Raw genomic sequence first — 26,070 nt, 5'->3', positions numbered from 1 at the left:
GTGGCTTGCCTAGCGGATTGGAAAGGTTTCGGGGGTTAAATCTCTTCATGCAATTTCTTATACAAATCAAATGATAGTTTCCATAAAATGGTGACTAAATTTTCATAATAACGACTTGATAAATCTATAGCTTTACTCGCGTGAGACAATTCCAAGTGAACATTTTGATTCCTTATCCCATATATAAATATTGCTATTTTTTCTACCTTTTCTTCAGGTGTCTTTTCATCCCACTTACATTTTTTGACTATTTGCTCAAAAATTACTGGAAATGACTCTATGTCATTAATATCAGCATTAGATATGAGCACTATTTGAAGCAACCTTTTTAATGAGTCGAGTTCTTGATTCCTCCAACCTAGAGATTCTTTACATTGCCTAGCTATTGATAATGCCGACTCTGACTTTAAAGTAGATATTTTACTTTTTAGATCAAGCGCTCTAGGTATTGAGTACAATGACTCCAATGTTCTGTATGACTCCAAAAATGCGTGTTTCCAATATTGGCTCGTCATTGCCATTTCAAAAGTATCAAGAGATACTTTTGAGTCTTTGTTTTCTACAAAATAATTACGACTTAGGGTTAACAAATAATTTGAATGTTCGAGAGTAAGATTTTTTTCGTTATAAGTTAAAATTAAACAAAATAGCGCTGAAGAAGTTATATCCCATAAGCTGCTTTCGCTTACCAATTTAAAAACGCAAACACTTTCAAATTGTTCAATAAGGTGTTCAGGGTCTATATCCAAACTATTATTTTCTATGTAAACCTTTAAATCTTCCTTATTCAGATCATCCTTTAAACTAATCAAAAAGTTAGCGTCACCAACAATTCTAAGCATCATTGAAGGATATAGGTAAGACTCTTCAAGCCCATAATTTAACACTCCCTCCCTAATTCTATCCATGTCAAGATAATCGTTACCCAAAAGAACTATATATCGCTCATTTGTTTTAGAATTGTAAACCCAACATATTCTAACACCAAAGGAAAACTCTTCTGATTTAAATACTTTTAAACAGGCTAAAGCAGTTATATCATCCGGATACTTACTAGTTTGAAGTCGCCAGTTCGTCATCCCTCCTATATCTAAGCAACTTGAGAAAAACTGGAAAAATTTCTTAACACACTGAATTCCAGACAAGCTCATCTCTTAGTCCAACACGGTCTTAAATTACTTAAACGTTGAGAATTTCTAATTAAGGAGCTAAATGCTGCTAGGTATAACCTTCTTTCATACTCCCCAATCTTGCCTGATTTAACTGCCAACTTCTCATTCAGCATATCTAAACTCAAAAAGTTTATCAATTCAGGTTCAGTCAACAAATTGATCTTATTGATAAAGTTGCTAAGACTAACTTCCAATTCATTAACTTTTTCAGGAACAGAACTCCAATCAACGTCAAAGCCTGATTCATCAAATATATGTTCCGCTGCTGCAGCTATAAAACCTGCTCTTGCAGGAGCACTTTTGAAGATGTCTAGACCTGATTTAACTTTCCATCCAGATGTTAATTGCCCAGCTTCATCAAATAATGCCATAACACCTTGAGATGTTGCTCGAGAAAAAGCCCTGTCAAAGTCAACAAGTAATTTCAACACTTTTTTAAATGAATCAATGAACTCGTTATGCTCCGCTGACTCTATAATATTCAATCTTGAAAAATCAGATTGAAGCTTATTTTTCACATCAACGTCGACCTCCCTACTAGAGAAAATCATATATAGCTCAATTATATGACCACTTTGATATTGCCCTGCGGTACTTCGCCTAGAGTTATCGTCCTTAGTAAAAACTTCCATATCATCTACAGAACTTTTAATTTCTTTTAGAAGTGATGAATAAATTGTATCTAGTTGCCTAGTTATATCCCACGGTATTTGCCCTGTATTTAAAATAAGCATTCTGTAAATAAGTGGGGAAACCGAATCTGCGAGCCAAAACTCTACCCTTACTGGAGACAATAGAGTGTCTTGATTAGCTTCAACAGCTTCTAATATAGCTGTGGTTCTTTGCATCCCATCTATAATGGTAACTAAATCATTATCTAGTCCTGCTACATAATCCATTAAACATTTAGATGTTGGGCTAGTTAGCCTATCGTTATTCGAAAGCCCTTCAGGGGAAATCACACCTATAACTACAGGCGGTAAAATAGCTCCTTCACAAATATCAGAAACCATTCTTTTTCTTATGTCTCTTGCACTAGCTGTTTTAAGCGGGGGCCTCTGCTGCTGCAATCCGCCTTTGTTGGCATATGCATTAGATACAAGCTCCAGATACTTCTTAATCGTGGTCTCTAATATAAATGAACAACAATTTTGGTGTATATCATGCTGTTTTAGGACTGCCATAAATTACTGTAACCTTTATTAATTAGTGTGTTAGCTCATTATAGTAGCATTGAGTTACTAATAAAGCCCATTCTTTTAATACAAAAAATATAAGAATACCTGAACGGCCGCATAAACTAACGTAGAGCAGTTTCTTGTCTTCACGCGCAACCAGAAAGCAATCGAAATCAGGAATTTTGTGGTTATGAATCCGTAAAAAGTGGCTCTAAAGTTCATTATGTTGCTCTGAAAAGAATACATTGAACTTACGTTATTTTGAAATGGAGATAAATAAGAACAAAGCCTAACTCAAACATTGTTTAAAACCTGTTTAAACTTTAGCACTAGTCATTATCTCTATCTTAAGATAGCTCCTCATTGAAAAACAACTAAAGTCTCCTCAGAGAGGTTTTAGCTTTGATTAAGGCTGGATAGCAACGTAAAATCAATTTTACTACTTTTTGCCCATGGAAGGCTCATGACAACCAATCACTCAAAGCAAGAGCAAAACGCTATCCAGCAGACCACACCCGATGTAAACAAAGACGTATCATTTAAGTGGTTAATCATTCTGCTTTCCCTACTAGGTGCATGCATTCTTGCGCTCTATTTCAGCAACTTCAACGGTAGTTGGGGGAACCAGGCAGACTTTGGTGCTTTCGGTGACTATGTGGGCGGGGTGCTGAATCCTGTACTCGGGTTCGCTACCGTCGGCCTACTTATCTGGTCGCTCAAAATGCAGCGTGATGAGCTAACCCTGACCCGTCAAGAACTGGCTGAGACTAAAAAAAGGAGACATCACTAAGTAGACTAGCAATGGAAGCTCAGGTAGCCCATTTAAAGCAAGAAGCAAAGCTGAATGAGTTACGTGGCGTGTTAAGCGTGCAACTTGGCATTATCAATGAATATCTTGCAACTCATGTTTATAGAGTTGATCAAAACCAAATCACCTATAAAGCCATATTAAACAATGAAAAGACAGCAAAGAATCGTAGGATACAGCTAAATGAACTCTTCCATTCTGACGACTCAAATCCAGTCCAAAATGTAGGCAAGGCATTGGAAATTCAACTCCTCCAGTTTGCCCAGCTGTCTCTGGAATATTCAAATCAATCTAACTCACAGCTTTATGCGTTACCTTACTTAGTAGATGCAGCCTCACTGCTTCGTCGATACCACCATTTTCAACCACAGGAACATATCAAAAAGGCTATCGATTGTCTGCATGCCAGAATCGAACAAAGCAGAAGTACACTTTAACTTTCGAACAAGTAATCGCCAATGATCTCTAGCACCAACTGTTCATCCTCTGGTGATAATCCCAAGTAGGGGCGATCAGGTATCTCCGCAGGGCCAGCTGGCATATCGTCGGTGCCACCAAACTGGTGGATAGCGGCATAGATCTTATTGCTGCCAATCGACGCCCAAAAATCACCACTGTCGGCGCTAATGCTGGCAGCTAACCCCCCCGCACTGGCTTGCAGCATCTTGCCGCCAACGCGTTTGGGATTGGCTTTGAGGTAGTTATCACTTAACGATGGCCAAGGCGCGCCGCTTACGGGGTCGGCCTCAGCCTCAAATGCGCCTTCGGTGGCTGACTCAAGTATTGCGGCGATATCGTTCATCGGCTCACTTAAGTCGTCAAACTTATCCAGCAGATCGCCAAGTACCTGAGTCATTAAGCTTGATTCAAAAGCGATATCTATTTTACTCATGGCTTGTTACTCGCAGTGAGGCTACCCTCAAGCAGCTCATAGTCGCCGCTTTGTAACTGGCTTAATGGCAGTTTAAACGCATCAACCTGATGCGGTGCCGATGGCGATGCATTGCTATCGTGGTATTTGACCGTATTGATCACCACCTTAAACTCATCACTGCTATCTGGGTACACATACAGTACTGCGCGGCGTTTGTTGTCCCATAGCACCGCCTCGGGCTTGGCCAACATCGCGGGCAACATACGATACTGCGCCAGCGTTAAGGCGCGCTTTGGTTGGCTAACAAGTGACTTTTCAGTGATAGCCAGCAATGCAGCAGGCACTTTGCCTAATCGGCTAGTGACCGCCGCTTGTATCGAGGGTGTCATAAACCCCAGCGCTTGCACACTGAGTCCTGGACGCTTTAGCTCTTGGTTTAGATCTTTGTTTACGGCTAGCACTTCATCGGCCCATTGGGCAAACTGTGCGTGACGTAAAGGGCTATTATTGAGGCTTTGAATAAACTGGGCGCGGGTATCGATTGATTTAACTTGCCCTAGTTTTTTTGCCACCGCCACGTCGGTACCAAAAGCGGCTTCACCTGGGCTATAGGCCCAACCTAAATCGGGACTCATGCTACTGCCGTCGGGCAGATCGATACGCGCGTGAGCCACATTGATTAATTCGCCCGTACTCGCTGCCATTGTCTCGGTATCAAAGCGGTTGATGTAGCCCTCACCAGCGTCTACCGTTAAGCCCATGGCCTTAACCTGTGCCTCTGTGAGTGCCCGAACGCGGCAACGACAGCCCCAGCCGTTAGGGGGGTAGATAACATCCCATATCGGATCGTCAAAACGAAATACCTTGCCACGAAGCCGTGCATGAGCAGGCCGTGTTTGGCCGTCATCGATGGCGACATACTGCCAATAGGGATGGGTCTTGGTGCGTGACAGCATGCGACGATAGCGCCCAGCCATATAAGCGGTTTGCAGGTTTTGACGATAGATGGTGTTTAAGCGGTACGGGCTACCCAGCTGCACCTCACGGCCATCAACCTCTTGTTTACCCCACCAGCCCAGCTTTTCGAGCTGGGGCTTAAGGTTGGCCTGAAACTGCTTAGCGGTTAACCCTTGGCTTAGGGCTGCATCCACCTCATTACTTATCGCGCTCAGCACATCCATCTCTGCAGCCTTGGCTACAGTAAACGCCCGGGCATGGGCGCGAGTCCACACATCTTGCCAATCGTCGCTGATGGCATAACCCTTGGCGCGAAAGTACGCCACCGCATCACTCGGTGGCATATTAATAGCGATGCTTAAATCAATTTTACCTTTGCCCATTGCAGCTTGTTTAGGCACTTTTTGTTTAGGCATTAGCCATGCCCCATAACTCGGCGACAAACATCAAGCGCGCCAGCATATCGCTAAGCTGCTCACTGTCCATGCCAGGATAGTCTTGTTCAAGTCGCGCGCGCAGCTGCTCCGGTTCGCTATTAAGTTGACCAATTAATGGCTCAACCATCGCCATATAGGCTTCGCTCATCTGCCCTTGGGTGAGTGCATCGAGAGCTGTATCGAGCACAGCTTGGCTTGGGTCGCGGGGCAATGCCTTATCCGATTGAGCCGCCAAAGCCGCTAACGCTATTTGGCCTGCAGCGGTAGCATTAGGATCTTCTTGCTGGATTTGCAGTACAGCTTCACCATTGGCAGGCTTAGGAATACGGGTCTTATCATGGAGCCAATCTTGGGGGATCTGCATGCCCATGCTAACGAACGCCCGCAGCGGATAGGCCAGTGCCCGTAAATCTTCTGCCTCTGTGGTATCAAACACTAAACGCGGGTGGCGGCGATGGCTCTGATAGCTCTTGCAATTAAGGGCATACAGCGGCGCAACTAAATCACGGGTTAAGGTTTCGGCCAGCTGGGCTAAGTCTGAGTCGCGCAGCTCTTGACGCACCTCGTTGTGTACATTACCTAAGGCATTGGTTGAGCTTTTGCCATCGGCTTGGCTGGTGAGCGTGCCGCCCAATATCACCTTGCTCATGGTCTTTTCAGCCCAGCTCATCATCAGGTCAAATGGATCGGCTTGGCCCTGAGCCGCGCTATGAAAGTCCATCACCATGCCTTTAGGCATAATGCCACCTGCGTTATGGCCAATGCTCATTACCGCCTGCAGCAAGGCGCGCTTTTCATCGTCGCTGGCACCGCTAGGATACTGACCAATGCGCAGTGGCAGACCGTAGATCTCCAGAAACTCGGCTAAGTCGCGCACGCTGTAGTTTTTAAAAATAAATGGCCACACCAATTGCCGCACTAAACCGCCACGGCTTAAGTAACCAGATTTAGCCAGGTGCGTGTGCTTTATCCAACCAAAGGGCCATAACTCTGCACCTTGATGGCTGGCATCACGCAGACGTAGCTCATTACGGTTTTCAGGGTGAGTCATAAACCAGGAGGGATCGCGATACTCTGGCACCTCGATAAACCATTCGCCCAGCTCTCGCGTCCAGGCGAGTTCGTGCATGCTAAAGCCTTTTAAAATGGCATCAGCCATCGACTTAAGCAGGCTCTTTATCCAGTTGCCTTCCTCTAGCATCTCTTGCAGGTACTCGGTGTCGGCTTTCTCTTGTGCGCTGGGGTTACGTGGTGGGGTTAAGTAATAATCCACCCCAAGTAAAGCGCGTTTGCGCTTGTCGAGTTCGGCATACAAATGGCCGTCTTTCTCTTCGATATCTTCGGCTAACTCGCACTGGGCAATGAGATCGCCTTGCTCTGCTGCTTGCAGTATTTCTGCAGCATAGGCAGGTGTTAAACCGCTCGACGGATGGCTACTAAAGGTACGGTGCAGCCCCGTAATACGCACATCATCAGTTTGCAGCGCCTTGGCATCACGCTGTTTAAACGGGCGACCTGTGGCATCTAAAATCTTGCTTGTTCTCTCTTGCATTACCAGCAACCTCGCTGTGATTGAGTGTCATCTTCATTGGCACGCGCATTGGGATTACGATGATCACTTTTAGGAATAGGCGTAAATTCGATAGGGGCACCGTCGAGGGTGGCGGCGTAAACCATCAAGAACAGACTAATGGCCGCATCACCATGGCGATCTTTTTCCTGCCCAGTACGCACATCACCTAGACATGGGGTACCTCGGCGGTTAATGGCAAGGGCACGCAGGTCGGTGCTGGTATCATCATCCCTAGGGATGGTGATTAACCCGTCTTCAAAATGACTTTTAAAGCGTGGCATCTGCTCACGATAAAAGGCTTCTGACAGCATGACGCACTCGATCACCTCGGTGCCGTAACGGTCTTGAGCATACTCAGCCAAGGCTTGGCCATTACCGCGCGCATCCATACCACCGCCACGTAAACGCGGCAAGCGGTCGATGATATAAAACAGGATCTGCTCTTGCTGCCGAAACGGAATGTTTTTTAACTCCACTTGCAGCTTTACTTTGATGTGCAGGTCTTGGGCTATCTCGCCCACATCGATCACCGTTAAGTCGCCACTGCGGGCAAAATCCTCGCCAAACACATGGGGGCGTGTGGGATCTAGGCTATCGAGTATTGGCTTTAGCTCATCTTCGCACCACTGCAAAATCTCGGCGGCACGCAGGTTCTCTGGCCACTGACCGAAGTCATCTTTTTTTGCTAGGCGAATAACGGGGCCACTGTCGCCAATACTGGCCATGCGCGCTTCAATCAAGGCGCGGTTAAGGTAAGCACCGCCACCCGATTTAGGCACGCAGCCATATTCTTCAAAGGCGTCCTCTTCGGTCGCAGTGGCTTTAAGCAAGGCCGCTTTCCAACCATCTTCTGCCGCTTGGCTCCACTCTATCCCCCGCACCTGACAGATGCGTTTATACAAGCCCTCTGCACAGGCATCATCAAGGGTTATGCGGTGAATGCTGTAATCTTTTTTACCCGCACGGGAATCATTAATCAGCTCGTTAAACAGGTTGTCGATGCCGTTGTGGGTTGAGATTAAACGCACCTTTGCGCCCCACATGGTGAGCGCCAATGCCGCCTTGAGCACTTCGGCTAAGCGATCATGGAACGCCGCCTCATCGATGGTCACATTCCCTTGCATACCCCGCAGGTTGGACGGGTTTGATGACAGCGCTTGGATCTTAAAGCCAGAGGCAAAGTAAATGGCGAAGGTAAGGATCTCTTTACCGTCTTGGCCATCATCGACAAACACCTCTTCCTGGATATCACCTGCAGCCTTGTCGAATACCTTGGCCCACATGGCTGCAGCGTCAATAAACTCGCGCGCCATCTCCTTGTTGCTGCCCACATAGAAGTGGTTGGTGCCACCCTGACCACGGGCGGTACTAGCAGTTAACGAAGCATCTGCAGCTTCAGCCCAGGTTAAACCTGTACGGCGTGACTTTTCGGCGATCTTTAGCGGTGACTCATCGGCTATCCAGCGCTTCTGGTACCCCAGCAGCACCTCTTTAGGGTCAAACCGGCGGAGGCAACTTGCCTCGTATTCAGGATCAAACCCGCTACTAGCCCCCAGGGCTAGCGCGACTCCTAGTGCTGCCGATTGAATCGTGGCCTTAGTAGACATTAAGCGATCCCCAAGATTTCATTTTTAAGCTGAGCCACAGTTGCTTTGGTTAAGCCTGCAGACTTAGCCACCTTCTCAGCAGCGGTGGCCGCCTCTTCGGCAAACAGCTTGCGGATCTCTTTCTCGCGCTTATGGCTGGCCATGGCCGCACTCTCCAGACGCTGCACCGCTAACATGGCGTCTTTAATCATGCCAACGTCTGCCGCCTCCCCATCCTCGTTTAACAGGGCTTTAAACAGCTGTGAACGGGCCATCTCTAAAATGAGTTTGGTCACTTCGCCCGTGGGCTTATCGCCTAGCTCTGCCGTCCATACTTGGGTGATCTCACGCATCTCACGCAGGCTTTTACCCACGGCCTCCATCTTGGTGGCGTAACGATTGATCCCTGCGCGCGACAGCTGCTGGTCTTCGGGTAAGCCTGCCGCCTTAATGAGGGCATTGATCTCATCAAGCAACTCCATTTGGGTAATGGAGCCATCGCGCAAGCCAGCGTCTAAGATTTTGCGAATGTCATCGGGCAGCAGATCAACTTTTGAGCGGCGACCTCGAGTGGGGGCGTTAGTCTCATTGGCCATGGCTATTCCCCAGCCCGTGGGCGTTTAATACCAGGTACCACTGCGCGGCCAAGGGCAACGTCTTCGCCTCTGGCTGTGAGCAGGGCTTTTTGGGTGCTGCCGAGTTGTTCAAGCCGGATGGTGCCTTGCTCTGACAGCCAAGCTAACTGAGTACGCAGGCCGTCACGGCTAATATCGAGGCCATAGGCATTAAGCCCATCTTGTAAGATGGACTCGTTTAAGTCGAAGCCTGACACTTCGGCCAATAGGCGCAAAATCACCAGCCGTTGGTGCTGTTGCATAATGTCTTGTAATGCCATTAGTCGTTCCTTAATTCGTTTTCCAATAAGATGTCGGTTTTACGCTCAAGGCGACTAATGCCTTCTTGCGTGGCGTTAATGGTTTCAGTGAGGCCGCTTAAGGTTTTGTCTAAACGGTGCACCTCTTCTTTGGTGGGCAAGTGCTTCATGTCGGCTTGCACCTGGGTCATCTGCTGATCTAAATTACCCACCCTGTCGTGAAGTTGTTCGTGATCTTTTCGTGGGGTAAAGCGCATGTGGAACCAGGCAAACAGGCCGACAAACGCCAGATAGGCCAGCGCCGACAACCATTTAAAGTTGTTGTTGATAAATTCAAGCGCGTTAACCACGACGACCTCCTGTGCATTCCTTTCTTGTTTGGCAAATGGCACAACGCACCGCATAAGGAATGGCATCTAGGCGCTGTAATGAAATAGCGTCGCCACAAGCTAAGCAGTACCGCACGCCCCCTAGTTCGTCTGGTTGCTCTATCTCAGTGCTGCGCGCATTCGCTATGGCGTCATCACGAAAGCGTTGCTCTAAGTCACTGGCACGGTCAAACGAATCGCTCACTTAGCGGCTCCTTGCTTAAATTGATTCATCATTTGGTTTTTGTCCTGGCTACCTTTGGACGAGCCAAACCAGAAGTTGAGGATCTGCGGGATAGCAGCGGTCAGCACCCCGATAACGGTACCTAGCATGCCAAACAACAGCGGGTTAATTTGCTCACCCTCAGCAAAGTTAACCGCGTAGTAAGCCAGTAAGCCGGTGATCACGAAGTACCCAATCACGAATAAGCCCGACAAGATGATTTGCGGCCAGCTATTTTGCTTAAACAGATCTCTGGCATTGGCTCTATCTTGGTACTCAAGATCTTGCTCTTTGATGTCGAGTTCTTTGAGCTTTACCTTAAGGTTTGCATCGACCTGACGCAGGGCAATCAACTGCTCTGGCGTGGCGTTTTTAATCTGCTTGGCGAGCTGCTCAGGCTCGGTTTCATCGCTGCCCAGTGCTAACTGCACCGCTGAGATAGCCAAGGCTGCATAAGGGCCACCGATGATCTTGCCCGCCAGCGGCGCGATAGCCGATACGGTTTTGCCTAAGTCGAAATCGTCAAACCAGCTCATGAGGCTGCCCTCCGAATATATTTTTTGATTGTGTTTGCTGGCGCTGCTTGGCTTGCAAAATGTGCATGGCGGTTACCGCATGCCAGCCCTTGTTAAAATAACTTTGGCGGGTTTTATGGTGGCTATATAGCCGAGGTGCTAGAGGAACATCACCAACCAGCTCAGCTTTTAAACGTGCGTTAAAGCCGTCTTTGGCACACTGGCGATACACCCGATTTTTAATACGTCTTGGTTGAGTTGGTGCTATGGGTGAGCTATTGACCGCGCTTTTGATTTGGCTATGGTTGGTGTATCGCATCATTGCCCCCTAACCACTAAGGTGTAGGTTTGCTCACCGACCAAAGCTAATAGCTTTTCAAGTGAGTCACGGCTTTGCAAAACGCCCCACTCTTTGCCTGCAACACCAAAAGACTCACCAGGAGCGATACAGCCCTGCAGCTCGCTGGCGCGATTAGCGACATGGATTAGACAGTGGGTGCGCTGGCTGGGGCCATATAGGGTAACGCCGAGTGTTGGGGCCTCAATGGCTAGGCAAATCCCCTTACTCGGGCTTTGATGGCGGCGTATTTGATACGTACCCTCAGGGATGCAACTCTTACCCTTTTGGTTATTTAACCAAGGGCATTCGACCGTAACGGCAATAGTATTGCCACCAGCGTCTTTGAGTTCGCCAAAGGTGCCGTGCTGAAAGTAACGGCGGTAAAGGGTAAGGTGTTGTGCAGACATAAAAAAACCGAGACAGTGAACATAGGTTCATTGTCTCGGTTTAGAGGGTGTTGCAGGATTGGAAAGGTTTCGGGATTAGCTCGACTCCTAGTCGTCATATTCCATTCGAAACTCGAAATCATCTCTAGGCAAAACTTCAACATCACAAGAAATATAGCCACCGCCTTCGTCCACTTGATTAATAACTTTCAAATAAAAGCCTTTGAAAAACTGCTTCAATTTAGGTAACTGATATTCTTGGTCAAAAATAACGATAGATTGAGGTTCATCAGTATTTAACTTAAACATGACTTCACTATTCTCAAATGACTGTAGCACATTCGTAAATTTAGCTTTTTCTATGCTTAACGTCATCCTAGGTGGTTCTTTAAATTGGTGATACTGCACTACATATTTTTTATCATAGATATCAACAACCTCATCCATTTTCCTTATATCGTCAAGGCTATAGGCATACCTCGAAGGGTAACAAATACTTAACCCCATATATTTTGCTACTTTTCTACATCTGTCGATATAAGACAACAAATCACAAATTTCAGAAGAACCTTTTAAATGATTACTTCCAGTAAGCTTTGACTCCAGCAAAACGTTACCGTCATAATCCAGCCACAAGGCTAAATTACCACTAGGTAAATTAGAAAAGAATGTATAAACATTATCAAAATATGGCAATCGTTGAAGGTCCACACCGTCCCAAGCATCCATGTTTAATGACAAATTTAACGATACAGTAGTATCTTCTAAATAATTAGACCTTCTTAACTTAAGAAGAAAAAAACCATTGCATGCATCACCAGTAAAAGTAAATGTTTGAGTTCCAAAGCTTATAAAACCATGTACATCATAGAAACTATCGAGCAACTCACCATTATCTTTTTTTACTTGCAACCTAACGGTAGAGGCTACTTTATGGCCTTTTAAAGTGATACGACCTTCTCTACCTTTAGATAAAAACTCAAACAATTCTGAACCAACGACATTTACTTCTTGAGTACTTGAGACAAAGTCTTCACCATGTTCAATAAGTTTTTGCCACGCTATCTTATTTTTCTCATCACTCTTAATTGATAACCCCAAATCTACATTCTCTTTGGGGTGTAATGTTAAAGAAGTTGTTCCTTCTTTAAACTCTGTAGTAACCGAAAATCTTGGATCAATATTTTCCAAAACTAAGTGGCTTGCAGAATGAACATTTTCGATTGCTTCAGGGTAGAACTTCTGGGTCTGCCCAGTAAAAGCCGTTGCAAGTTGATTGATTGTATCATCATTAGTTAGATGCTTAGCACCCAGCTCTTCGTTTGACTTATTTTCGGCTACTACCTTCCAGTTTCGCAACATTTCAACTGGATACACAGATTCATCGCGATCCACCATTGTATGGCAATTTCGACATAACCAAATGCCATTGTCATAATGTACTCTTTCTGCAGAAGTCATGCTGACATCAAATCTAGCGCCACCTGGTGACTCCGCGCATATATGAGCGGCCTCACCAATGCGTATAGTATTTAATTCACCCATCTTTGGCCCAATAGTTACCTTTCTACAGTCTGGATTTGAGCACAAATAGCCAACACGCTCTCCCAACAGCCTAACCGTACCTTTATTAAAATGTTGTTCTCTAGCCACTCTAGTCCCTTAACAAACAATATTCAGCGATTTTTAACTAACCTTGCCATACCAACAATCACCCTAGCAAACGCCCACCAGCAGCAGCTGACGAGCAATATCACAATAGTTTGGATTAACGTGGCAATGTTCATCTGTGCACCCGCTACAGCAAGCTGATAAAATGAAAATACCGAGATAGTTAAGCCCAAAAGGGCTAGCACTGTACTTAAAAATGAAAAGATGCCGATGGCATTAAAAGGCTGGTGCTGAGTCTCACTAGATTTAAACTCAGCTGATGATGTGGAGCTTGGCATTCACGTTCCCTGATAAACGACCTATTCCACTAATTTAACATGGTTATATGGCTTGTACAGTAAAAACTACTTACCTTTATCTGCTTTATATTTGTACGGCTTAACCACTGGGATGTGTAGTGAGTGACTAGAGGAAAAATAACTAGTATCGATAACCCCACTACCAAATCCATTACCAAAAGCACTTTCAGGCTGCCGTTTGATTTTTTGCGTTCTACCACGTTCGAACTCATCAAACTCATGTGACTCTGGATCATAGGGGTTATCACTGTATGATACGGCATTGAAGCTTTCAATATACTCTTTACTACGCATAAAGATATCCTTATCAATAAGTTGTTATAAACCTTACCTAACTAATTACTCCTCGGTCAAACAGATTTCAACAACTAAAACAATCTCCTCTGTTTCCTCGCCACAAACGCCGCGCGTTGCTCTTTGATGATCTGACTCACACGGCGTTCTGTCAGCCCATAATCACGTGATAGCTGCTCTAGGTTATTCCCCTTAAACTCTCGCCAGATACGGATATCACGCAGGGCATCTTTGAGGCGTTCGCCGTTGGGGATATAGATGTCGCGGCCACCAAGGTAAGTGCTTAAGGTGGTAGCTAACGCCTCACTGATCTGCACAGAGTTGCTAATGGCCTGCCCCTCTAGGGTGACGCGCATAAGCTCACACAGGCTTTGCAGGGTCGATGGCCAACGCTTGATGAAGTCTTCGCGCTCATCGGGTTTAAGGTTTTGCAGGGTTTCAAGGGCTTGCTCAAGCTCTTGGTGACTGGTGCGCAGCAGCTCCATTTGTTCTTCACGTGGTTCGTTACGCAATTCGTTACAAGATAGGTTACTCATGTGATGCCCCTCCGTAGGCTGCGTTTAAATATAGGTCAACAACTTGGTTGTAGCCAAGGATTTGATCGTTTGATTTTGTGGTATTGCTCGCCGTTCGCAGTGCTATACGCTCTAACAGTTCGCGGCGGTGCCAGTTTTTAAGGCTTTCGAGCACGCGGTAGGCTTGTTGCTCGTTAAGCCATGCCGTGCTGTCTATCTGCTGTTGTGATTTGGTGATGCGGCGCACATAGGCATCAAGCGCGGTTTCGCTAGCGTCTTGTATGACATTGTGATGGCCCATGGTGATCCACACAGCGCGGATTTTGTCGATTTGCGCCACTTTAGCGCTGCCCGACTTAGGACTTAATCGCTTACCTTTAACACCTGTTTGACCACTAGTTGAGCGGGGTTTAAAGCCTTTTTGTTTAAAGCATTCTAGGGCTTGCTCAAGCTCGCTGAGGCTCATGGCCCGCAATGAGTCTTTACCAGTGGCCGCGTTAAGCATGCTGCGGTATAACTGGTTATCAAGGCACAGCTGGCCTTTGGCAATATTGATCAAGGTGATCAGCCGTTTCTTGTTATGCGTAGGTTGTGCGGTATTATTTTGCATGCTTACCTCCCTTTTGCTGCCAATGGGGGCAGTTTTTGTTTAGCCACTCTTTGGCTAGGCGTTCTTTTTCTGCCTGTTTTGTACGTGGTGGTGCTACCCAGTCCATGACGTATTGCAGTAAAGACTGGGCATAGGAATTTAGTTTCATGGCTGCTCCTTAGCTGCTCATCAGTGCCTGGCCACTACACCAGGCAGACCGACCCACTGAGACAGTGGGCGGTTTCGCAGAGGTCACAGTGAGCTGATATCCATAGCTAACTGCACGTATTTACCATTGGGTTGGCGCTCGTATAGGCGCAAATATTCACTGGTACCGGTGATTTGAATGGCGTCGGCAATGGCGTCCATGGCCTTTTTCCAGCCATCATCTTCGATATCGAGCTGGCGCAAACTCAGCACTTGGTTAACGTTGATGCGGCCTTGCTGGTCGACCCTAAAGGCATGTTCGACCATGGCCATAAGGCGGGTATCTGCGCCACCTGACCAGGAGTGGATGCACTGGTCAATTAGGGCTTTGGCAGTTTGAATGCGCTCGTCGAATACCCGGTGCTCGCCTACTGGGCGCATGACCCTAAATTGGCCGTCAAAGCTGGTGAGGGTGATGTTGCCTTTTTTGCCGCCATAGCTAACGCCATATTCACTAGCCGACAGGTCGACAAAGTCACGTATTTGCCCCATGGTGGCGAACTTAAAGTCGAACATGGCTTGGCGCAGTGCTTTGGCTTTGGCGGCGATATCACTGACCACTTCATCGCGGATTTTATCTACTGGTTTAATGCGATCTTCTGGTACCAGATCGCCTTTGGCGTTTTGCCTGTAGCCAGCGGGGATGGTATTGGTTTGATTGGTCATTTATTGCTCCTCGTTCCAGCGTACTGTGACGCCATGAAATTGCACCGCGCAGCTGCGGCGGCGAATGCCCTTAATGTTTTCGATGATGTCGACTGCCATGGCCTTAAACTCTTTGGTCGGTTGGTCGATGTGGATCACTTTGTTTTTACGGCTGAGCACTTTCATGCCTCGTAGGCGTAGTGCGCTGACGACATTGATGTTATTGGCCATGTTGTTGGCTCCCTGTGGCTTGTTGTTGCAGCAACTTGTTGTATCTAAGCTCTAGCGCCTTTAACTCATCTTTTAACAGGCCACAAAGCTGCCTTAATCCACCGCCATCGGTTTGAGATTGACGCTCTAGACGGTTATAGGCCGCATCAGCGCTATAGCGTTTTGGCACATTGCCAGCGGAAAAGTCGGCCTGTATGGCGATACGTTTAAACTGTTGCTGTGCTGGTAGGGTTGAGTGTGGGCAGCCACCACGACAGGCCCGGTATAACCGCAGCTTTAAGGGGTTGCTAGTGACGGTGTTGTTTTGGTGCCTATCACACTGATGCAAGGGGATCTCTCCCATGATGGGACAGACAACCGTGCGGTGCATGTAAGCGCCCTCCACTAGCTTTTGCATACGAACCAGATCGCCAGGATATTTGCTGTTTATCAGCTGACTGATAACCGTCTTTGATACCCCAAGCAGTTTTGCAACGGCTTCTTGCCCGTGTTCATTAGCCTGCAAGGCTAATATTTGCAGCCATTTACTCATCACCGCGCTCCTTGAATGGGTAGAAGGTTTGGGTGTTTTGGTCCCACATACCTTGCTTTTGCGTGGTTGGATATAGACGCCCAAGATCCTTAATCAGCATGTACTTCACGCAGGAATAGCCACTTTGATTGAGAAAGCGTCCTTGCTTGCGAATAAAGCCAGATTGCTCCAGGTGCCACACGTAGTTGTTAATCAGCGACAACGATGCATTAGTGGTGGTTTGCAGCAGCTCTACACTGAACGCGCGATGGATACGGATGGTGTTCCATATTTGCTGTGACCGAGTGCCTTTTTTAATGCGGCGTTCTTTACGTTTGGGGGCCATAGGCATTTGCAGCTGCAATGCCTGACGCTCGATACAAACGCGATAGAGTGTGCCTTGGTACTTGTTTCTTTTGTCGATCACTTCAATCGCTCGCTTTCTGATTAACGAGCGGGTGAAGCCAACAACTTTATTGGTTTTAATATTTAAAGTTTGTGCAATCTCTTTGCAGCTAAATGTTTGCCGACTGCACATTAATCCCCAAGCTTGATGCCTTATTGAGCTGGGGTTTGTAGGGCTGTTCATAGGTTATCCTTATCTATTTTTTATTAGCGCACAGATGCTTGGTTTAGACTTGACGGCGAGTGTGATTAAGGAATAACTGACCATCGCCCCATACCGCTTTGTCTACAAAATCAAGTTCGTTGGACAAGGCGAAGCGCTCAATTTTTTCGAGTGCGATTAGGGTTCGACGCACCTCGCCACCGCTGCGTTGGCGGATGTAATCAAGTAGGTCTTCGCCCACTTCGACATCAATTTCGAGCAGCTCGGAGGCAAACATTGAAACGTCTTCATTGTCGGCAGGCATAAACTCCACCCATTCAGAAATACGGTTAAATAACTGTTTGCGGTGGCTAATGCGGCGGGCAATTTCTTCCATGCCGATAAGCACTACAGGTAACTCGGTGGCGTCGTAGATATCGCGGATGGTTTCCATGGTTTTGGACTGGCCGACAATGTGGTCAGCTTCGTCAACAAACAGGGCTATTTGCTGCTCGTTCATGGTGTTAATGATGAAGTCGACCGACTTACGTAGCGGGAAAATAGGCTCGCTACCTAGCTCTTTCATCACGCGGGCTAGAAAACTGCTAGGGGTATCGGTAGCGCAACAACGAACAAACGCTGGCAGACTGCCCATGCTAGTCAGTTGGTTAACCATGTAGGTTACTGTTGTGGTTTTACCAAACCCGCTGGCACCGTGGATTAAACCGATACCTGGGGTGATATCGCTACGGCTTTGCAGGTTAGCGAACATGTCTTGGGTGCGTAGGACATTTTTTACTTCAACGATTTTATGTTTCATAATGGCATTCCTTTGGTTTACGTTGGTTTTACTTGCTTGTAAGGCTGTGAGCCTTGGGTTTAAAGGCTGAGCAGCTATTTCACTTGGCGGTGTTGCTGCTCAGCTTTTTTCAAAATTCTGTCTAAACGATTACGCTGTAATACATTGTTTAGGCGGTACTTCTTCAGCCAATCCTGTTCTGTTTGAGTAAGCGGTTTGATTAATGAGTTTTCGGTAAGCATTACGGCTTTTTCGTGATCGCTACGAACGATGCGTGACTCTTGAACTGCCATAGACTCTTTGCGTTTAGCAATGGCTTCTCGCTGACGTTCGATGGCGGCCAGTTCGGTGTCACTCAGTTGCTGTTGCTTGTTAGTGGTAGCCTGGCTTAAGCCTGAAATGGCGCTGTTATCGTGCCCAGTTGTGCGCTCGATATAGCTGAGGCTGGCCCGCTGTAGTTTCTTTTGTGCCAGTTCGTCGGCATAAAGTGAGTCGATACCAAACTCTTCTTGCAGACGCTTGGCCGATTTACGAAATGCGGCCAGCTCTTTTTGTGTTTGCTTACGACGCTCACGAAATTCGCTTGGGGCAATGCCTCGATTAACTAGATCCATGTTGACGGCATCGACGTAGGTGTCCCATTGATCAATGGGGTAAAGCGTTGCGCGTCCGATATCACAAGGGTCGATAAATACTCTGACGGTCTGGCGCTGCCATGCTGCTTCCATGAGTTCGGGTGCGGTATATTGCACGCCATCAGCCTTGACACTGCCGCGCACAACTTTGGCTGTACCGATGAAATTGAGCAGATAATCTAGGGTATGAGTATTGATGATCGCGCGCTTGCGATAACCTGAGCTGGCATAGAGTTCAAACGGTGTTTTACCCGTTTTATCGTGCGGCACATGGTTATAGTCGAACTCTAAATAATCGTTAAGTGCCTGCTGCAGCTGCTCTGGCGTGAGCGCCAAGCTTAGGCGTTCTGCTTCAGCTTGTTTCTTGCCTTCACCAATACGTTTGGCAAAGTTATACATGGCTTCAATTTGTTGACGATCACTGACGCTGTGGCCGATGTAACATGGCATTTTTTCCATGAGTACACGGCTCATGGTGCCAAAGAAGCGCTCGATAAAGGGCTTTTCCCAACCACTAAAGGCGTTGGCTTTTGACAGCTTTAAATCGAGTAGATTAAAGATGGTAGTAGTACGGTTTGAAACATAGTCACTACCGTTATCGGTACGCATGATCGCGCCCTCTTCCGGTAAGCCCCACTCTAATAGTGTTTTACGCAGTAACAGGCAGATGGCTTCGCTGTTAGAAGTTGGCGCGACAATCAATTGCACTCGGTGGGTGAACGCATCGATAACCGCAACGATACTGTGGCGCTTGAGCTTACCGTTTACATTGAGTTCAACATCGGTGGGTGTTGAGTCAAACTCCCATACCTGATTTGGCCCATCGATATGCGGATACATACGGGCAAATAACGGACGGTATTTATCTGTGTATTGCGTGGGGTTAGTGGTAAAGGCATGCTCTAGTTCATACTTGGCAGCATATTGATTTAACCAGCGTTTAAACGAGCTAATAGAGGGCAATTGCCAACCATATTCATCGGCTCTAACAACCGCCATATCGCGAACTTTGGCAGCTTGCTTTAATAGGTGCGGCTTTTTGGTCACCAGCGCTAATAGAAACTCACTTAAGCGTGGTTGTTCGTCTATTTTGGATTGTTTGACGGCTTTATATTGCGCGGTTAGCCCTATGATCCCTTGTTCAATATGGGCTTTGTGCCAACGATATAAGGTTCGTTCAGCAAGCTGCTTAACGTGTATGCGTACCTCGGCATCAGGTAATATTAGTGATGAATTAAAACCACTGATAAAAGCTTTCACTCCATCACTTTTATTACCAGCATCGGTATAGGGAGTAATAAACTGTTCAAAAGCCGTTATAACCCTTTCCCGCGCTTTGGCTTTTTCTTGCTTAGCTTCACTCAGGCACATGAATTGAGCTAAGCCTTGGCTTTTACTGACGATGCGTTGATGCCTTGTTTGCTGAGCCATTACGGACTGCTGCTTTAGCGTCGATTTAGCTGCTACCGTTGCTTTACTATTGCTAACGGCAAAAGATTTGGCTCGAAGATAAGCTTGTGTTTCTATGGGAAGACTTTCAATGTGGTATTCAAACCCCTTGCCCTGTTCGCACTTTTGCTTTGTCCAGCCTTCTCGATTAGCTAGCTTGCGGTTGCCTTGCACTGTGGTGTACATGCCAGGCACGTTAACCAACTCTTGAAGGGTAAAATATTGCTTATCCATGGCGACGACCTATCAAGTCAAAGTCAATTTCAACAGATAAATCACGCAGTATGGTTTGCGATACTTTGCCCCATTTAGGTTTTAATCCGGTGTCTGGCGCAAACATTTGTACGCATTTTTGTACTGTGCGCGGGTTATGTCCCTCTCTTAATGCCCACGAGCGACAACTAAGCCCCCTTATCATCAATGCCGCATGGATTTGATTTGCGTTTTCAATCTCCATGTTGATTGCTCCTTATTCCACAAATTTGTGATAACATTTAATTTGTTCGCATTGCGCAAGTTGCTGGCATATACGAAAAGTAACGTTTATACGCACCGCGTACAATTGTGATGATATGATCACATTTGTACGCAGGTCAAGCACATTTATAACGTTTCTTTTCCTTTTGTTTTACACGCGTGGCGGATTACAGGCTTTTACATTTAAATTCAGCAGCATAACCAAAAAAGAAACGACAAATGAAAAATGACAACAGTGTTGCTTTTCCAACAACGGGAAAGGAAACGTTTGCAGAAAGATTAGAAATAGCCATAGGCAGCACAAGCGTACGCGCCTTTGCTAGTGCTATTGATATCTCTGAAGGGGCATTACGGAAGTATTTGAAAGGTGTATCCCTGCCGCAAATTGATAAAGCCATACTCATGGCTAAGCAAGCTAACGTTTCTTTAAATTGGTTACTTGCAGGCGAAGAAGACCACCCAGTGATGGACTCTGGCAGAGATAATGCCATTGCCATTAGTGAGTTTAATGAAGAGTTTGTTCTTATCCCTGGCTATCACGTGGCTGTAAGCACAGGGCATGGGAAACTTTGTCCTGATGAGCAAATTAAGCGTCACTTAGCATTTAGGCGCAAATGGTTAAAGTTCAGAGGTTTTGAAGCGGATAGCCTGGCAGTTGTTTTTGCATCCGGTGATTCGATGGAACCAACGATCCACGGCAATAATACTTTGCTTGTGAATACTGCTGACACCAAGCTAACTGATGGCAGCATCTTCGTATTGCGCTTTGGTGATGAGCTGTACGCTAAACGCTTACAGAAGCGTTTCGACGGCGATATCCTGCTTATTAGCGATAATAAAGAATATGAAGACCAGGTAGTGAAAGCCAACGAAATAGAAAAGCTCCACATCATTGGTAAAGTCGTTTGGATCGGAAAAGACCTCTATTAAAGCAGGTTTAAAGGGCTGTTAATCACCAGATTGCGGCCCTTATTTCTATTTGCCAAAGTAACCGACCTAAAACAATCATCAGCCCAAGTTTGCCAAAATAGTCGATTCAGCAATAACCAAACTCAATCTGAACAGCAATCCACTCAAAGCCCACCACCAAAGGCTTTCCCATTAGATCCTATTAGATCTTATCTATTCTCGGTTTATCCCCTTACTTGCCATACCTAATGACTGGTTACATATGGATAAAATGAAGCAGTAAACTCTGACCTTGGCAAAACGGGCAATGTTGGCTAACAATAACTTGGTGAGTACACCAAGTTATTGTTAAATTGAAGGGCTAACAAAAGTTAAGCGTATTAAATAGATCCTGATGGCAATATTGATAACCCAGCTGCTGACAAATGAGCGAGCCGTCGACCACTTTATCCTCGGCCTTATCTCCCGATGAGGCAAACTCTGGCTCAGCTAAACCGAGCATTGCCGCCGCGCGCTGATAGAATGCAACCTTATTAGGATGATCGGGGGAGCAGATATTATAAGCTGGCGCCAGTGGGCCTTGATGGGTAAGTAAGGCCATCACGCCGCCGACACAATCATCAAGGTGAGTCATGTTGACCGATAACATTGCCCCAGTTAAGCCCGTTTTACCGACTAGAAAACGCCCCGGATGACGTTTAGGCCCCATCAATCCGGCAAATCGAACAACAACCGCCCCTGTAAACATGGCTTCAGCCTGCAGCAGGATCTCACTGGTATCGTTATATGCTTTGGCGTCAGCTTCATGTTGCACCTTGCCATTAGCAGGATACACGCCTGTGGTGCTAATAAAGATAATGCGCTGATAGGCATGGTCGCCCATCAGCGTCAGTAGACGTTCAAGTCGCGCAAGATAACCAGTGTCGCCACGGCGAAGCCCTGGGGGGATATTAATGACTATCGCATCGGCGTGAAGTTTAGCTAACTGCCCACCATCAACAGGCTGCTGCGCGTCAAGATCTAATGCAAACCCATCAATGCCTTGCTCTTTTAATGCTAATGCTTGAGCTGCATCCCGTTTAGAGCCACGCACAGACAGACCTTTTTCCACCAACGCTTGGGCTAAGGGTAAGCCAAACCAACCACAACCGACAACGGCAACTGAATGAATCATAAAGTATCTTTATTAAAAATAATGGTAACCATAAAATACCTTAAATCCTCAAGCCAGCAAAGTCAGTTCACTTCCCGCTATCGATATGGGCCACGTTAGCGTCAGCTCGCCAGTCATTAAGGTAATAACGCAGATGTTTGGAACTGGCGATATACAACAGACTCCAAAACAAAAAGAGCGCGTCCAGACCAAAGTGCCATGTGTACAAAAAGTGATTATGTATTAAGCGTTGTAGTAACAAGCCACCATCAATCATCAATAGCAACACCAACAACCACTTCAATTGATTGAATAAAGGACGAGCCCAGCAAGGAGCGCGTTTACGCTCGGCTATCACCAATGCATACAGTATTAATGCCCCGGCACCGGCGGCTAATGCCAACAGAAAATCAGACTTTTGCGGATAGATCAACGCCACCAAGGCCGCCCTGTCACTGGCTTGGGTCAGCGAGGCGATAAACACACACCAACCTCGAGCGATAAACGCCAAGATCAGGTAAAGCATGATAGGCGGTTTAAAGTGCCCATTGTCATCAATCCAGTTGATGTGACCAAAATTCAAACGTGCATCTCCGTAATGAGCCAACCCTTAGCGGCATTGCAAGAAGTGTGATACTGGCAGTGACAGCGCTAACGCATAAGCGGTAGACAATAATAAGCTGACAGATACCCGATAATATTATCTGCCAGCCGAGTGACTTAGGTGTTTGGGCTACCCATTGAGTAAGGCTAATAACTCATCTTCACCGATCACCTTCACCCCTAACTCCTGCGCCTTAATTAGCTTTGAACCAGCGGCTTCTCCAGCTACTAAGCAGTCGGTATTTTTCGACACACTGCCTGCCACTTTGGCGCCAAGAGCCTGTAATTGCGCCTTGGCATCGTTACGATTAAGCAGATTTAAGGTGCCAGTTAACACCCAAGTTTGCCCTTTTAGTGGTTGTTCATCGGCGGCGACCTCTTCGATTGCAGGCCAAGTCACGCCCGCCTCTAGCAGTCGCTCGACCACTTCAAGGTTATGGGGCTGGGCAAAAAAGTGCACCAGATGCTGCGCCACAATCACTCCGACATCATCGACCTTCATAAAGGTCTCGGCATCAGCCTGAATCAACTTATCGAGGGTTTTAAAATAATGGGCCAAATTAGCTGCGGTGGCCTCACCTACCTCGCGGATCCCTAATGAATAGAGAAAACGGGCAAAGGTAGTTTGTTTCGCCGCTTCAATAGCTGCGACTAACTTGGTGGCTGACTTAAGCCCCATGCGATCTAGCATGGTCAATGATGATGCGCTCAGCTTAAATAGGTCCGCAGGGCTTTCGATAAGCTCTTTATCGATCATCTGCTCGACCACTTTATCGCCCATGCCATCGATGTTTAATGCCTTGCGTGAGGCAAAGTGCTTAATCGCCTCTTTACGCTGCGCTTCACAAAACAGGCCGCCACTGCAACGGGCCACAGCTTCACCTTCGATACGCTCCACATCACTGCCACACACAGGGCAAGCCATAGGAAAAACAATGTCTTGTGCATCATCGGGACGCTTATCACTTACTACAGCCACAATTTGCGGGATCACATCGCCAGCACGGCGAATAATGACACTGTCGCCAATTTTCACCCCAAGACGTGCGATCTCGTCGGCATTATGCAAGGTGGCGTTCGACACCGTCACCCCACCCACAAACACAGGTTTTAACCGCGCTACCGGGGTCACTGCGCCAGTGCGCCCGACCTGAAAGTCAACCCCTTCGAGTACCGTTAACTCCTCTTGGGCGGGGAATTTATAGGCGGTTGCCCAGCGCGGCGCTTTGGCCACAAAGCCAAGCTGCTTTTGCTGCGCGATATCGTTGACCTTAAGCACTACCCCATCAATTTCATAAGCTAAGTCGGCTCGGCGCGCCATAATATCTTGATAATAGGCAAAAATAGCAGGGATATCCTTGCACACTTTCACTTCGGCGCTTACGGGCAGCCCCCAAGCTTTAAGCTGCATTAACTGCTCATAATGATTGTCTGCCAAGGGCCAAGATTCAGGTTCGACGACTCCGAGCGCATAGGCATAAAAGGCTAATGCGCGGCTGGCGGTAATTTTACTGTCGAGTTGACGCAAGCTGCCAGCTGCAGCGTTACGCGGATTAACAAACAGCTTTTCACCCTTTTGGCGCGCCTTATTATTGACCGCTTCAAACGCGGCTTTAGGCATAAATACTTCGCCGCGTACCTCTAACAATGGCGGAAAATCATCACCACGCAGGCGCAATGGTATCGATTTAATGGTGCGCACATTTTCGGTAATGTCTTCGCCCACGGTGCCATCGCCGCGGGTGGCGGCGCGTTCATATAGCCCATTGCGATATAAAATACTGACCGCCAAACCATCGAGTTTGGGCTCACAGCAAAATGCGGGCGCCGTGATGGTTTTATCGCTCACACGTTTATAAAAAGCATTAAATTCGGTATCACTAAACACATTGTCTAGGCTAAGCATCGGCTTTAAATGTGTCACTTGGTCAAACTTTGCTAGCGCGGCACCGCCTACACGTTGGGTCGGTGAATCCATTAAGGCAAACTCAGGATATTGCGCTTCTAAACTCTGTAAGCGGCGCATAAGGCGGTCATATTCGGCATCGGGAATAGACGGCGCGTCGTCGACATAATAACGGTAATTGTGAAGATTAAGTTCGGCGGTGAGTTGTTGAATTTCGTCTTGTATGGCTTGCATGGTTTCTCGTCCAGATTAAGCAATAGAGGCCGCATCTGCGGCCTCTATTTTCAATATATATGCTTCAATTTACGCTTGGGCACGGATGCGTTGTAGGTATGACTGCTTAGTTTGCTCACTCCATAAGCTGCGGCCACCGTCGAGTACCTTGCCGCCTAAATCATCGGCCAATTGGTGCGCCGAATTCAGCATAATTGAAAAGTTCATCAGTGGGTCGCCATAACAAGGTAGTGTCATAAATAACACGATACCTTGAGTGGTAAACTGCTCCATTTCATCGGGGTTAAACACACCAGGCTTAACCATATTAGCCAACGAAAATAATACCTTACCTGTTCCAGCGTTATCCTCATGGCGATGGAAAATATCCATGTCGCCAAATTTAAAGTTGAGGGTTAATAAGCTCGGCAGTAACTCGGCACCCTGTAACGTTTCGCCTTCGTTGGCCACAACATGCAGTACCAGCACATCTTGTGGTTCGCCCAGTGGCTCATCCTTAATCTCAGCTTGCGCCGATGACGCTGCTAGCGGTTCTGTAGGCTCGGCAACTTGCGGTGTTTCATCGAGCGGTTGAACATCATCAAAAAATGAACTTTGAGCCGGTGTTTGCCCTAAACCTAACTCCATTTGTTCTACTGTCTCTGGACTGTGTTGCTCGTTGCTACCGATACTTGGTTCAATTTTGTGGCCTACATCTTTATGGCCTGCATCGCGTCCAGCCGTGACGGGTTCTTGGCGAGGGCGAGTCACTTTGGCGTGGGGCTCGTCAGACAAGGTAAAGTCAGCTTCACTGTCACGACTTGAGGTCTCCGTTGGCGCATCAACACTGTGAACACCCGGGTTTATCGCCGCAGCATCACCCATAGCACGCGCAGGTACTTCTTCAGGGCTCAGTTTTCGTACACGCACGGCGCCAATACCGTCGGCGTCAAAGCCTTCGCGATCACGATTTTTATCTGTGTACATTTCCGCCATGGTTCCAGACTTTAATGACTTAGGCTGCTGCCGTCTAATGGACCAAAAACCATGCACAAGTACCGCGATAATGGCTATCGCTCCTAACACGGACAATACCAGTTGCAAATTTTCCATTGATTACCCTGTT

General features: G+C 46.9%; 33 protein-coding genes and 1 other RNA gene. 3 read left to right on the top strand and 31 right to left on the bottom strand.

Annotation, left to right across the window (positions count from 1 at the left end; genetic code table 11):
- Positions 1-35: 35 nt before the first annotated feature.
- Both AC5YB1_RS08825 and AC5YB1_RS08820 read right to left on the bottom strand, forming a co-directional pair.
- On the bottom strand, positions 36-1,145 hold the full coding sequence (locus tag AC5YB1_RS08825; RefSeq protein ID WP_494521531.1) for a hypothetical protein: 1,110 nt from the start codon (positions 1,143-1,145) through the stop codon (positions 36-38).
- Between the two features lie 2 nt (positions 1,146-1,147).
- The gene (locus AC5YB1_RS08820; protein WP_494521530.1) at positions 1,148-2,356 is read right to left on the bottom strand and encodes a hypothetical protein; all 1,209 of its coding nucleotides are present in this window, start codon (positions 2,354-2,356) and stop codon (positions 1,148-1,150) included.
- 457 nt (positions 2,357-2,813) lie between these two features.
- Here AC5YB1_RS08820 and AC5YB1_RS08815 point away from each other — a divergent pair, with 457 nt between their 5' ends.
- Together AC5YB1_RS08815 and AC5YB1_RS08810 are read left to right on the top strand one after the other, a co-directional pair.
- Positions 2,814-3,140, top strand: coding sequence for a hypothetical protein (locus AC5YB1_RS08815; protein WP_494521529.1), 327 nt, complete (start codon positions 2,814-2,816; stop codon positions 3,138-3,140).
- A gap of 11 nt (positions 3,141-3,151) precedes the next feature.
- Positions 3,152-3,595 (top strand): hypothetical protein, encoded by a 444-nt coding sequence (locus tag AC5YB1_RS08810; RefSeq protein WP_494521528.1) that lies wholly within the window; start codon positions 3,152-3,154, stop codon positions 3,593-3,595.
- On the opposite strand, the gene AC5YB1_RS08805 is transcribed toward AC5YB1_RS08810, so the two are convergent.
- The 25 genes from AC5YB1_RS08805 to AC5YB1_RS08685 form a co-directional block, all read right to left on the bottom strand.
- On the bottom strand, positions 3,592-4,050 hold the full coding sequence (locus tag AC5YB1_RS08805) for a phage virion morphogenesis protein (RefSeq protein WP_494521527.1): 459 nt from the start codon (positions 4,048-4,050) through the stop codon (positions 3,592-3,594). The two genes, AC5YB1_RS08810 and AC5YB1_RS08805, sit on opposite strands and share 4 nt — an antisense overlap.
- A complete protein-coding gene (locus tag AC5YB1_RS08800; protein ID WP_494521526.1) occupies positions 4,047-5,405 on the bottom strand; it encodes a phage head morphogenesis protein in 1,359 nt (452 codons plus the stop codon). Before AC5YB1_RS08800 ends, AC5YB1_RS08805 begins: the two co-directional genes overlap by 4 nt.
- The gene (locus tag AC5YB1_RS08795; protein WP_494521525.1) at positions 5,398-6,978 is read right to left on the bottom strand and encodes a DUF935 domain-containing protein; all 1,581 of its coding nucleotides are present in this window, start codon (positions 6,976-6,978) and stop codon (positions 5,398-5,400) included. The genes AC5YB1_RS08800 and AC5YB1_RS08795 overlap by 8 nt, the downstream gene beginning before the upstream one ends.
- Positions 6,978-8,606 carry a hypothetical protein gene (locus AC5YB1_RS08790; protein WP_494521524.1) on the bottom strand — a complete coding sequence of 543 codons (1,629 nt, stop codon included), beginning with the start codon at positions 8,604-8,606 and terminating at the stop codon, positions 6,978-6,980. The genes AC5YB1_RS08795 and AC5YB1_RS08790 overlap by 1 nt, the downstream gene beginning before the upstream one ends.
- Positions 8,606-9,181, bottom strand: a complete 576-nt coding sequence (locus tag AC5YB1_RS08785) for a DUF3486 family protein (protein ID WP_494521523.1) — start codon at positions 9,179-9,181, stop codon at positions 8,606-8,608. The genes AC5YB1_RS08790 and AC5YB1_RS08785 overlap by 1 nt, the downstream gene beginning before the upstream one ends.
- Positions 9,182-9,183: 2 nt before the next feature.
- Positions 9,184-9,480 carry a VpaChn25_0724 family phage protein gene (locus AC5YB1_RS08780; RefSeq protein ID WP_494521522.1) on the bottom strand — a complete coding sequence of 99 codons (297 nt, stop codon included), beginning with the start codon at positions 9,478-9,480 and terminating at the stop codon, positions 9,184-9,186.
- The gene (locus tag AC5YB1_RS08775; RefSeq protein WP_494521521.1) at positions 9,480-9,809 is read right to left on the bottom strand and encodes a DUF2730 family protein; all 330 of its coding nucleotides are present in this window, start codon (positions 9,807-9,809) and stop codon (positions 9,480-9,482) included. The genes AC5YB1_RS08780 and AC5YB1_RS08775 overlap by 1 nt, the downstream gene beginning before the upstream one ends.
- A complete protein-coding gene (locus AC5YB1_RS08770) occupies positions 9,802-10,032 on the bottom strand; it encodes a TraR/DksA C4-type zinc finger protein (protein WP_494521520.1) in 231 nt (76 codons plus the stop codon). The genes AC5YB1_RS08775 and AC5YB1_RS08770 overlap by 8 nt, the downstream gene beginning before the upstream one ends.
- Positions 10,029-10,586, bottom strand: coding sequence for a hypothetical protein (locus AC5YB1_RS08765; RefSeq protein WP_494521519.1), 558 nt, complete (start codon positions 10,584-10,586; stop codon positions 10,029-10,031). The genes AC5YB1_RS08770 and AC5YB1_RS08765 overlap by 4 nt, the downstream gene beginning before the upstream one ends.
- A complete protein-coding gene (locus AC5YB1_RS08760; RefSeq protein ID WP_494521518.1) occupies positions 10,573-10,887 on the bottom strand; it encodes a hypothetical protein in 315 nt (104 codons plus the stop codon). Before AC5YB1_RS08760 ends, AC5YB1_RS08765 begins: the two co-directional genes overlap by 14 nt.
- A complete protein-coding gene (locus AC5YB1_RS08755; RefSeq protein ID WP_494521517.1) occupies positions 10,884-11,312 on the bottom strand; it encodes a DUF5675 family protein in 429 nt (142 codons plus the stop codon). Before AC5YB1_RS08755 ends, AC5YB1_RS08760 begins: the two co-directional genes overlap by 4 nt.
- An 87-nt stretch (positions 11,313-11,399) precedes the next feature.
- A complete protein-coding gene (locus AC5YB1_RS08750; RefSeq protein WP_494521516.1) occupies positions 11,400-12,944 on the bottom strand; it encodes a hypothetical protein in 1,545 nt (514 codons plus the stop codon).
- A 23-nt stretch (positions 12,945-12,967) separates the two neighbouring features.
- Complete coding sequence (locus tag AC5YB1_RS08745; RefSeq protein ID WP_494521515.1) at positions 12,968-13,240, bottom strand: hypothetical protein; 273 nt, start codon at positions 13,238-13,240, stop codon at positions 12,968-12,970.
- A gap of 66 nt (positions 13,241-13,306) precedes the next feature.
- Positions 13,307-13,555, bottom strand: coding sequence for a hypothetical protein (locus AC5YB1_RS08740; protein ID WP_494521514.1), 249 nt, complete (start codon positions 13,553-13,555; stop codon positions 13,307-13,309).
- 74 nt (positions 13,556-13,629) lie between these two features.
- Complete coding sequence (locus tag AC5YB1_RS08735) at positions 13,630-14,091, bottom strand: Mor transcription activator family protein (protein ID WP_494521513.1); 462 nt, start codon at positions 14,089-14,091, stop codon at positions 13,630-13,632.
- Positions 14,084-14,680 (bottom strand): gp16 family protein, encoded by a 597-nt coding sequence (locus AC5YB1_RS08730; RefSeq protein ID WP_494521512.1) that lies wholly within the window; start codon positions 14,678-14,680, stop codon positions 14,084-14,086. The genes AC5YB1_RS08735 and AC5YB1_RS08730 overlap by 8 nt, the downstream gene beginning before the upstream one ends.
- Positions 14,670-14,828, bottom strand: a complete 159-nt coding sequence (locus tag AC5YB1_RS08725; RefSeq protein WP_494521511.1) for a hypothetical protein — start codon at positions 14,826-14,828, stop codon at positions 14,670-14,672. The genes AC5YB1_RS08730 and AC5YB1_RS08725 overlap by 11 nt, the downstream gene beginning before the upstream one ends.
- Positions 14,829-14,835: 7 nt before the next feature.
- An RNA gene (locus tag AC5YB1_RS08720) (hammerhead ribozyme type II) lies at positions 14,836-14,908 on the bottom strand.
- A gap of 3 nt (positions 14,909-14,911) precedes the next feature.
- Positions 14,912-15,532 (bottom strand): DUF3164 family protein, encoded by a 621-nt coding sequence (locus tag AC5YB1_RS08715; RefSeq protein WP_494521510.1) that lies wholly within the window; start codon positions 15,530-15,532, stop codon positions 14,912-14,914.
- The gene (locus tag AC5YB1_RS08710) at positions 15,533-15,742 is read right to left on the bottom strand and encodes a Kil protein family (RefSeq protein ID WP_494521509.1); all 210 of its coding nucleotides are present in this window, start codon (positions 15,740-15,742) and stop codon (positions 15,533-15,535) included. It abuts the gene before it with no gap.
- Entirely contained in the window at positions 15,732-16,274 is a 543-nt protein-coding gene (locus tag AC5YB1_RS08705; RefSeq protein ID WP_494521508.1) for a helix-turn-helix domain-containing protein, read from the bottom strand. The genes AC5YB1_RS08710 and AC5YB1_RS08705 overlap by 11 nt, the downstream gene beginning before the upstream one ends.
- Positions 16,267-16,842, bottom strand: coding sequence for a hypothetical protein (locus tag AC5YB1_RS08700; RefSeq protein WP_494521507.1), 576 nt, complete (start codon positions 16,840-16,842; stop codon positions 16,267-16,269). The genes AC5YB1_RS08705 and AC5YB1_RS08700 overlap by 8 nt, the downstream gene beginning before the upstream one ends.
- Before the next feature lie 43 nt (positions 16,843-16,885).
- A complete protein-coding gene (locus tag AC5YB1_RS08695; RefSeq protein WP_220070841.1) occupies positions 16,886-17,620 on the bottom strand; it encodes an AAA family ATPase in 735 nt (244 codons plus the stop codon).
- 74 nt (positions 17,621-17,694) lie between these two features.
- Positions 17,695-19,917 carry a DNA-binding protein gene (locus AC5YB1_RS08690; protein ID WP_494521506.1) on the bottom strand — a complete coding sequence of 741 codons (2,223 nt, stop codon included), beginning with the start codon at positions 19,915-19,917 and terminating at the stop codon, positions 17,695-17,697.
- The gene (locus AC5YB1_RS08685) at positions 19,910-20,140 is read right to left on the bottom strand and encodes a hypothetical protein (protein ID WP_494521505.1); all 231 of its coding nucleotides are present in this window, start codon (positions 20,138-20,140) and stop codon (positions 19,910-19,912) included. The genes AC5YB1_RS08690 and AC5YB1_RS08685 overlap by 8 nt, the downstream gene beginning before the upstream one ends.
- Before the next feature lie 239 nt (positions 20,141-20,379).
- Between AC5YB1_RS08685 and AC5YB1_RS08680 the strand changes: the two genes are divergently transcribed.
- Positions 20,380-21,090, top strand: coding sequence for an XRE family transcriptional regulator (locus AC5YB1_RS08680; protein WP_494521504.1), 711 nt, complete (start codon positions 20,380-20,382; stop codon positions 21,088-21,090).
- Positions 21,091-21,430: 340 nt separating this feature from the next.
- Here the strand turns inward: AC5YB1_RS08680 and AC5YB1_RS08675 are convergent, their stop codons facing one another.
- The 4 genes from AC5YB1_RS08675 to zipA all read right to left on the bottom strand — a co-directional run bounded on the left by AC5YB1_RS08675 (position 21,431) and on the right by zipA (position 26,057).
- Positions 21,431-22,243 carry a Rossmann-fold NAD(P)-binding domain-containing protein gene (locus AC5YB1_RS08675; RefSeq protein ID WP_475514206.1) on the bottom strand — a complete coding sequence of 271 codons (813 nt, stop codon included), beginning with the start codon at positions 22,241-22,243 and terminating at the stop codon, positions 21,431-21,433.
- Between the two features lie 67 nt (positions 22,244-22,310).
- Positions 22,311-22,805, bottom strand: coding sequence for a DUF2919 domain-containing protein (locus AC5YB1_RS08670; protein ID WP_475514207.1), 495 nt, complete (start codon positions 22,803-22,805; stop codon positions 22,311-22,313).
- A 150-nt stretch (positions 22,806-22,955) separates the two neighbouring features.
- Positions 22,956-24,965, bottom strand: a complete 2,010-nt coding sequence (gene ligA, locus AC5YB1_RS08665; protein ID WP_475514208.1) for an NAD-dependent DNA ligase LigA — start codon at positions 24,963-24,965, stop codon at positions 22,956-22,958.
- Positions 24,966-25,034: 69 nt separating this feature from the next.
- Positions 25,035-26,057 carry a cell division protein ZipA gene (gene zipA, locus AC5YB1_RS08660; RefSeq protein WP_494521503.1) on the bottom strand — a complete coding sequence of 341 codons (1,023 nt, stop codon included), beginning with the start codon at positions 26,055-26,057 and terminating at the stop codon, positions 25,035-25,037.
- Positions 26,058-26,070 lie beyond the last annotated feature (13 nt).

The sequence above is a fragment of the Shewanella sp. 433 genome (assembly GCF_059338565.1).
The sequence above is the reverse complement of the archived record's forward strand: the minus strand, read 5'-3'. Positions and strand labels throughout refer to the sequence as shown.

What these genes read in the sequence shown, in the direction of transcription:
- AC5YB1_RS08820 (WP_494521530.1), bottom strand. Translation starts at nt 2,356, where the DNA reads ATGGCAGTCCTAAAACAGCATGATATACACCAAAATTGTTGTTCATTT.
- AC5YB1_RS08815 (WP_494521529.1), top strand. Translation starts at nt 2,814, where the DNA reads ATGACAACCAATCACTCAAAGCAAGAGCAAAACGCTATCCAGCAGACC.
- AC5YB1_RS08810 (WP_494521528.1), top strand. Translation starts at nt 3,152, where the DNA reads ATGGAAGCTCAGGTAGCCCATTTAAAGCAAGAAGCAAAGCTGAATGAG.
- AC5YB1_RS08805 (WP_494521527.1), bottom strand. Translation starts at nt 4,050, where the DNA reads ATGAGTAAAATAGATATCGCTTTTGAATCAAGCTTAATGACTCAGGTA.
- AC5YB1_RS08800 (WP_494521526.1), bottom strand. Translation starts at nt 5,405, where the DNA reads ATGCCTAAACAAAAAGTGCCTAAACAAGCTGCAATGGGCAAAGGTAAA.
- AC5YB1_RS08795 (WP_494521525.1), bottom strand. Translation starts at nt 6,978, where the DNA reads ATGCAAGAGAGAACAAGCAAGATTTTAGATGCCACAGGTCGCCCGTTT.
- AC5YB1_RS08790 (WP_494521524.1), bottom strand. Translation starts at nt 8,606, where the DNA reads ATGTCTACTAAGGCCACGATTCAATCGGCAGCACTAGGAGTCGCGCTA.
- AC5YB1_RS08785 (WP_494521523.1), bottom strand. Translation starts at nt 9,181, where the DNA reads ATGGCCAATGAGACTAACGCCCCCACTCGAGGTCGCCGCTCAAAAGTT.
- AC5YB1_RS08780 (WP_494521522.1), bottom strand. Translation starts at nt 9,480, where the DNA reads ATGGCATTACAAGACATTATGCAACAGCACCAACGGCTGGTGATTTTG.
- AC5YB1_RS08765 (WP_494521519.1), bottom strand. Translation starts at nt 10,586, where the DNA reads ATGAGCTGGTTTGACGATTTCGACTTAGGCAAAACCGTATCGGCTATC.
- AC5YB1_RS08760 (WP_494521518.1), bottom strand. Translation starts at nt 10,887, where the DNA reads ATGATGCGATACACCAACCATAGCCAAATCAAAAGCGCGGTCAATAGC.
- AC5YB1_RS08755 (WP_494521517.1), bottom strand. Translation starts at nt 11,312, where the DNA reads ATGTCTGCACAACACCTTACCCTTTACCGCCGTTACTTTCAGCACGGC.
- AC5YB1_RS08745 (WP_494521515.1), bottom strand. Translation starts at nt 13,240, where the DNA reads ATGCCAAGCTCCACATCATCAGCTGAGTTTAAATCTAGTGAGACTCAG.
- AC5YB1_RS08740 (WP_494521514.1), bottom strand. Translation starts at nt 13,555, where the DNA reads ATGCGTAGTAAAGAGTATATTGAAAGCTTCAATGCCGTATCATACAGT.
- AC5YB1_RS08735 (WP_494521513.1), bottom strand. Translation starts at nt 14,091, where the DNA reads ATGAGTAACCTATCTTGTAACGAATTGCGTAACGAACCACGTGAAGAA.
- AC5YB1_RS08730 (WP_494521512.1), bottom strand. Translation starts at nt 14,680, where the DNA reads ATGCAAAATAATACCGCACAACCTACGCATAACAAGAAACGGCTGATC.
- AC5YB1_RS08725 (WP_494521511.1), bottom strand. Translation starts at nt 14,828, where the DNA reads ATGAAACTAAATTCCTATGCCCAGTCTTTACTGCAATACGTCATGGAC.
- AC5YB1_RS08715 (WP_494521510.1), bottom strand. Translation starts at nt 15,532, where the DNA reads ATGACCAATCAAACCAATACCATCCCCGCTGGCTACAGGCAAAACGCC.
- AC5YB1_RS08710 (WP_494521509.1), bottom strand. Translation starts at nt 15,742, where the DNA reads ATGGCCAATAACATCAATGTCGTCAGCGCACTACGCCTACGAGGCATG.
- AC5YB1_RS08705 (WP_494521508.1), bottom strand. Translation starts at nt 16,274, where the DNA reads ATGAGTAAATGGCTGCAAATATTAGCCTTGCAGGCTAATGAACACGGG.
- AC5YB1_RS08700 (WP_494521507.1), bottom strand. Translation starts at nt 16,842, where the DNA reads ATGAACAGCCCTACAAACCCCAGCTCAATAAGGCATCAAGCTTGGGGA.
- AC5YB1_RS08695 (WP_220070841.1), bottom strand. Translation starts at nt 17,620, where the DNA reads ATGAAACATAAAATCGTTGAAGTAAAAAATGTCCTACGCACCCAAGAC.
- AC5YB1_RS08690 (WP_494521506.1), bottom strand. Translation starts at nt 19,917, where the DNA reads ATGGATAAGCAATATTTTACCCTTCAAGAGTTGGTTAACGTGCCTGGC.
- AC5YB1_RS08685 (WP_494521505.1), bottom strand. Translation starts at nt 20,140, where the DNA reads ATGGAGATTGAAAACGCAAATCAAATCCATGCGGCATTGATGATAAGG.
- AC5YB1_RS08680 (WP_494521504.1), top strand. Translation starts at nt 20,380, where the DNA reads ATGAAAAATGACAACAGTGTTGCTTTTCCAACAACGGGAAAGGAAACG.
- AC5YB1_RS08675 (WP_475514206.1), bottom strand. Translation starts at nt 22,243, where the DNA reads ATGATTCATTCAGTTGCCGTTGTCGGTTGTGGTTGGTTTGGCTTACCC.
- ligA (WP_475514208.1), bottom strand. Translation starts at nt 24,965, where the DNA reads ATGCAAGCCATACAAGACGAAATTCAACAACTCACCGCCGAACTTAAT.
- zipA (WP_494521503.1), bottom strand. Translation starts at nt 26,057, where the DNA reads ATGGAAAATTTGCAACTGGTATTGTCCGTGTTAGGAGCGATAGCCATT.